The sequence below is a fragment of the Kitasatospora sp. DSM 101779 genome (assembly GCF_025655475.1).
GTDB lineage: Bacteria > Actinomycetota > Actinomycetes > Streptomycetales > Streptomycetaceae > Kitasatospora.
This window is the reverse complement of sequence record NZ_JAHTIK010000001.1, coordinates 3,916,706-3,922,306: the sequence shown is the minus strand read 5'-3', so window position 1 is coordinate 3,922,306 and position 5,601 is coordinate 3,916,706. Positions and strand designations below refer to the sequence as shown.

6 protein-coding genes are annotated in these 5,601 nt (G+C 76.7%); 4 read left to right on the top strand and 2 right to left on the bottom strand.

Annotated features, from left to right (window positions below):
• Both KSNIM_RS17740 and KSNIM_RS17735 read left to right on the top strand, forming a co-directional pair.
• Nucleotides 1-1,242 (top strand): asparagine synthase-related protein (locus KSNIM_RS17740; RefSeq protein WP_263104182.1); only part of this gene is annotated, 1,242 nt, incomplete at its 5' end.
• A gap of 132 nt (nt 1,243-1,374) precedes the next feature.
• Nucleotides 1,375-1,878: a universal stress protein gene (locus tag KSNIM_RS17735; RefSeq protein WP_263104181.1), complete on the top strand. Its 504-nt coding sequence runs from the start codon at nt 1,375-1,377 to the stop codon at nt 1,876-1,878.
• Between the two features lie 103 nt (nt 1,879-1,981).
• On the opposite strand, the gene KSNIM_RS17730 is transcribed toward KSNIM_RS17735, so the two are convergent.
• Nucleotides 1,982-2,500, bottom strand: coding sequence for a MarR family winged helix-turn-helix transcriptional regulator (locus KSNIM_RS17730; RefSeq protein ID WP_263104180.1), 519 nt, complete (start codon nt 2,498-2,500; stop codon nt 1,982-1,984).
• A 172-nt stretch (nt 2,501-2,672) separates the two neighbouring features.
• On the opposite strand from KSNIM_RS17730, the gene KSNIM_RS17725 reads away from it, so the two are divergent.
• Complete coding sequence (locus KSNIM_RS17725) at nt 2,673-4,109, top strand: MFS transporter (protein WP_263104179.1); 1,437 nt, start codon at nt 2,673-2,675, stop codon at nt 4,107-4,109.
• Between the two features lie 151 nt (nt 4,110-4,260).
• Nucleotides 4,261-4,968: a DsbA family oxidoreductase gene (locus tag KSNIM_RS17720; protein WP_263104178.1), complete on the top strand. Its 708-nt coding sequence runs from the start codon at nt 4,261-4,263 to the stop codon at nt 4,966-4,968.
• Nucleotides 4,969-5,062: 94 nt separating this feature from the next.
• Here the strand turns inward: KSNIM_RS17720 and KSNIM_RS17715 are convergent.
• The coding region (locus KSNIM_RS17715; RefSeq protein WP_263104177.1) for an NPCBM/NEW2 domain-containing protein at nt 5,063-5,601 on the bottom strand (539 nt) is incomplete at its 5' end.

Here is a 5,601-nt window from a genome sequence, read left to right as displayed (position 1 = left end):
GCGGCCCCCGCCCGCACCGGCGCCGTCAAGGGCTCCTGGGCCCGCCGGCCCGCCGCCGAACCCGCCGAGGAGAACGCCGAGGCCCTCACCGCGGTCACCCACGGCGACGAGGACCGGCTGGCCATCGCCGTCGACGCCCCCCGGCTGCGCCACGTCGTCGTCCCGCCCGACCTGCCGTACACCGGACTCGGCGACGACCCGCTCGCCGGCCCGCTCACCGACGAACCCGGCCCCGCCCTCACCGCCGCCGCCCGGCTCGCCGCCCGCTTCCGCGCCGGCGGCACCGACCACCTCACCGGCTACGGCGCCCGCCAGGTCCTCGACGGCCACCCCGCCCGGCTCGCCGACCTCGTCCGCAGCGGCCGCGCCCGCGAACTCCTCGGCCCCGTCGCCGCCCTGGCCGGCGCCGACCGGGCCACCGCGGGCGCCCTCACCGGCACCGTCCGCACCCCGGTCACCGTGCTGCGGGCCGCCCACCGGCTCGCCCGCGCCGACTACGCCGACGCCCTCGACGACCTCGCCGTCCGCCTGACCGTCCGCCACTTCGCCGAACCGGCCGGCACCGCCGGCGCCAGCTCGGCCGCCGACCTCGCCTGGAGCGTCCCGGGCCCCGCAGCCCGCTGGCTCTCCGACGAGGCGCTCACCTCCGTCGCCCAGCGGCTGCGGATCTCCGCCCGCGGTCCCGTCCCGGTGGAGCACCCCGGCGCCCGCCGGGCCCGGCTCGCCCTCCACCGGCACGCCACCGCCTACCGCACCCTCGTCCAGGCCGCCGAACAGCGCGGACAGCGCCTGCACGCCCCGTTCCTCGACAACCAGGTCGTCCGCGCCGCCCGCCTGCTGCCCGACGACACCCGGCTGCAGCCCGGCGCCCGGCCCGCCCTGCTGCGCTCGATCCTCACCGGCGCCGGACGCACCGACCTCCCCGCCGACTGGGGCCGCACCCCGCGCCCGGACCGCGCGGGCGAGGCCCGGGCCGGACTGCGCCGGGCCGCCGACGGCCTCGCGGAACTCTTCCACCGCCCGCTGCTCGCCGATGCCGGGCTGATCGACCTGCCCGCCGTCCGGCAGACCCTCGCCGCGGCCGCCGAACCCGGACACGACCTGCCGCCCGGCGCCCTGGCCGGCCTCGCCGACCTGGTCGCCACCGAACTCTGGCTGCGCCGGGTCGCCGCCCGCCGGCACGGCTCCTGCTGGACGGGCCTGCCGCCGGTCGAACGCAAGGCACTGGCCCGCCCGGCCTGAGCGGTTGCCCGGCCCGGCCCGGCCGGCAGCCCGGCCCGAGCGGCTGTCCGGCCCGGGGCGGTGCAGAGCCGGGCGGCGCGTCCCGGCGCGTCCGTCGCGCCCGCGGCACGGCTGACCCGGCATCATGACCGGGTGGCTGCCGCGATGCTCCCCCTGCCCGTGCTCGACGAGCCGCCCCCGACGGCCCGGCCCGGCATCCTGGCCGCCTGCGACGGCTCCGACGGCTCGCTGTGGGCGCTGGACCGGGCGATGACCGAGGCCGAACTGTTCGGCCTGCCGCTCTACGTGCTGGCCGTCGTCAACCCCTCGCCCGCCGGCTACCCGCCCGGCATGGTCGAACTCGTCCAGCCGAGCATCGAACTGCTGGCCGACAGCATGGCGGACGGGCTGCGCCGCGCCGTGGACACCGTCCAGACGGCCCGCCCCCGGCCGTACGGCGGGGAGCTCTCGCTGCACGTGGTGCTCGGCAGCGTCATCGAGGTGGTGCTCGCCGCCACCGCGGGCCAGCACACACTGGTCGTCGGCACCCGCGGCAACGGGGGCTTCAGCCGGCTGCTGCTCGGCTCCGTCAGCACCGCGGCCGTCCATCACGCGAACTGCCCGGTGCTGGTGGTGCCCGCCCCACCGGCGGGCTGAGCCCCGGCCCGGATCGCGGGGCCCGCCGGGCGTCCAGGCCTCAGGGTCGTCATGGCGCCGGTCCGTCGGCCGGTCGTGCCGGTCCGTCGGCGGGGACCGTCCGTCAGCCGGTCGGGCGGTCCGTCAGCCGGGCGGTCGCGGCCCGCTGCCGGGCCGTGCTGCCGGTCAGGAACCGCGCGACGACCTCCAGCTCCTCGGTGCTGAACTCGTTGCAGAGCTCTCCGACCTCGCGCCCCCAGTCCTCGAACAGCTCGGCCAGCCGACCCAGCGCCTCCGGCCGGTGCTCCACGAGGACGCGGCGCCGGTCCGTCGGATGCTGCACCCTGCGGACGAAGCCCTTGCGCTCCAGCCGGTCGACCAGACCGGTCACCGAGGCCGGCGCCAGCCCGGACCGCTCGGCGAGCTCCTTCGCGGTGAGCGGGCCGCTGCGCTGGAGCAGGTCCAGGGTCTTCGACTCGGTGGCGCCGAGCCCGGCCTTCTCGGCGATCGCGGAGTGGAACATCACCGTCACCGCACTCGACTCGCGGCCCGCCTCGTAGATCCGGGCCAGCACCACGTCGCGGCGGTGGTCGGCGCCGGGCTCGGGGTGTGCCGCGGTGGTGGGGCGCTGCTGCTCGGGCATGGGGCCAGCCTAGCGGAGTCCTTCGACGGGGCGAATATTTAGTTCGATCGAACGAAAGGCTTGTGGCGCTCCGAACCCTGTGCAAGTCTTTCGTTTGGGCGAACGAAATAATCCTCCGCGCAGGGACCTCGACGCCCCGGCCCTGCGCCCCGAACTCCTGGAGGCAGAAGAAATGACCGCACTCGCACCCACGGCCGACAGCCCGCCGGCCGTCCCGCACCCCCGCCGCTGGGCCGCCGCGGCCGTGATGATGACCGCCGCACTGATGGACCTGCTGGACGTGACCATCGTGAACGTCGCGATCCCGTCCGTCGGCCGGGACCTGCACGCCTCCGAGGCCGACCTGCAGTGGCTGGTCTCCGCCTACCTGCTGGGGTTCGCCGCCACCCTGGTGGTGGCCGGCCACCTCGGCGACCGGTACGGGCGGAAGGCGCTCTTCCTGGCCGGCACCGCCGCGTTCGGCCTGGCCAGCCTCGCCTGCGGCCTCGCACAGGGACCCGGCCAGCTGATCGCCGCCCGTGCCGTGCAGGGCGTGGCCGCCGCCGTCCTCACCCCGCAGGTGATCGGGTCGTTCCGGACGCTGTTCCACGGCAAGGAGCGCGGCGCCGCCTTCGGCATGTACGGCGCGGTCGCGGGCTTCGCCTCCGGGATCGGCCTGCTGCTCGGCGGCGTGCTGACCGACGCCGATCTGTTCGGCCTGGGCTGGCGCGCGGTCTTCCTGGTGAACGTGCCGATCGCGGTGGTCTGCCTGGCCGCGGGGGCGGTGCTGGTCCCCGCCGACCGGGAGAGCTCGGCCGCCCGCCCCGACCTGGTGGGCAGTCTGGTCCTGGCGGCCGGGCTGGTCGCCGTGGTGCTGCCGCTCGTCCAGGGTCGGAGCAACGGCTGGCCGCTCTGGGGCTGGCTCTGCCTGGCCGCCGGCGTCGCCGCGGTGGCGGGACTGGCACTGGCCGAGTCCCGGCGGGGCGGTGGTACGGCGCCGCTGCTGCCCGCCCGGGCGTTCCGGCTGAAGGCGTTCTCGGTCGGCCTGCTGGTGCAGCTGCTGTTCTCGGTCGCCATGCAGGGCTTCTTCCTGGTCTTCGCGATCTGGCTGCAGGGCGGCCAGGGCTACACCCCGATGCAGGCCGGCCTGGTCACCGCCGCCTTCTCGGTCGGAGGCCTCCTCACCGCACCGGTCGCCGACGGCCTCGCCGTCCGGTACGGGCGGCTGGTGCTGTTGGCCGGAGCCGTCCTGATGGCCGGGGGCTGCGCCTGGATCGGACACGCGGTGACCGGCGCGTCCGCCGCGCACACCGGCGCCTGGCCGCTCGTCCCCGGCCTGCTGGTGGCCGGCGCGGGACTCGGCTTCCTGGTGGTGCCGCTGGTCAACGTGGTGCTGTCGGCGGTGCCCGCCGACACGGCCGGCGGCGCGTCCGGGATCTTCTCCACCGCCCAGCAGTTCGGCGGGGCACTCGGTGTCGCCACCCTCGCCACGCTGTTCTTCCAGCACACCGGTGACGGCCTCGGCCCGGCGATGACGGCGGTGCTGCCCTGGGTGGTCGGGGTGTTCGCGGCCACCGGACTGCTCTGCCTCGCCCTGCCGCGGACCGCCCTCTCCTCGCACGGGGGCTGACCGGCGCCGGCGACACCGGCGGGCGGCGCGTCCGGGCCGGCGGGAATGCCCGGTGGGCGGGAATGCCCGACAGACGGTTGACCGTTCAACCTGGTGGGCGGGCCCCGCACGCCCGCCCCCCGCCCCAACCCCGAACAGGAGCCGCACCCCCATGAAGGTCGAGATCTACTCCGACATCGCCTGCCCCTGGTGCTACATCGGCAAGCGCCGCTTCGAGCAGGCGCTGGACCGCTTCCCGGGCAAGGACGGCGTCGAGGTGGTCTACCGGCCGTACCAGCTGGTGCCCGACGCCCCCGAGCAGGCGAGCCCGCACCGCGCCTGGCTCGCCGAGCGGTACGGCCCCCAGTCCGTCGCCATGGACGCCCGGGTCACCGAGCTCGGCGCCGCCGAGGGCATCACCTACGACTTCGACGCCGCCCTGCACGCCAACACCTTCCTCGGCCACCGCCTGCTCCACCTCGCCGAGACCGAGTACGGGGCCGCCGTCCAGGCCGACGTCAAGGAGCGGCTGCTCAGGGCGCACTTCACCGACGGGGTCGACGTCGGCGACCGCGCGGCCCTCACCGCGCTCGCCGTCGCCGCCGGCATGGACGGGGAGCGGGTCGCCGGCTACCTCGCGGGCGAGGAGGGCACCGAGGAGGTCCGCGACCAGCTCGACCGGGCCCGTTCGCTCGGCATCACCGCCGTGCCGACCTTCGTCTTCGAGGGCCGCTGGGCCGTGCAGGGCGGCCAGGAGGCGGACACCTTCCTGCGCGTCCTGCAGCAGGTCGCCGAGGAGACCGGCGCCCTCGTTCCCGCCCCCGGCACCGCACCCGCCGACGACGCCGCGGCCTGCGCGGACGGCAGCTGCGCCGTCTGACCACAGCGCAACCGCGACACGCCCGCGACGCCCGGCCCTCCCCGACGGACGGCCGGGCGCCCGCCGTCCGATCGGGCAGCGGTTCGGCCGGGCGTCAGCAGGTGAGCCGGGCGTTCGCCCAGTCCGCGACGTCCAGCAGCGCCCAGCCGCCGTCCGCGCGTTCGGCGACCAGCCGGATCGAACGCTGACCCGCCAGCGGAGCGTGCACCCGCACCGGCCGGGCACCCGCCCGCACCGGACCGGAGCTCGCCAGCACCGAACCGTCCTCGCCCAGCACGCCGAACACGACGCTGCCGCGCCCCACCGCCAGGTCGTCGGGCCCCACCACCGCGTCGAACGCGGTGCAGCTGCGGTTCAGGTCCACCGTCACCCGGGACGGCACGTGCACGCTCAGCGCATGCCAGTACCACTGACCGGCGATCCACAGCCCCGGGCGGCGCGCCAGCGTCCCGCCACCGTGCCGGATGCTCGGCCGCCCCTCCTCCTGCGCGTCCCGCCGCCCGGAACCGGCGAACGGCAGGTCGTCCAGCCAGAACGCGGTCGGCGACGGTGCGGGCGTCCGGGTCGGCGTCGGGGTGGGCGTGGGCTCCGGCGACGGCGGCTCGGGAGCCGGACTCGACGGCTCGGGGGTCC

What these genes read in the sequence shown, in the direction of transcription:
- KSNIM_RS17730 (WP_263104180.1), bottom strand. Translation starts at nt 2,500, where the DNA reads ATGCCCGAGCAGCAGCGCCCCACCACCGCGGCACACCCCGAGCCCGGC.
- KSNIM_RS17725 (WP_263104179.1), top strand. Translation starts at nt 2,673, where the DNA reads ATGACCGCACTCGCACCCACGGCCGACAGCCCGCCGGCCGTCCCGCAC.
- KSNIM_RS17720 (WP_263104178.1), top strand. Translation starts at nt 4,261, where the DNA reads ATGAAGGTCGAGATCTACTCCGACATCGCCTGCCCCTGGTGCTACATC.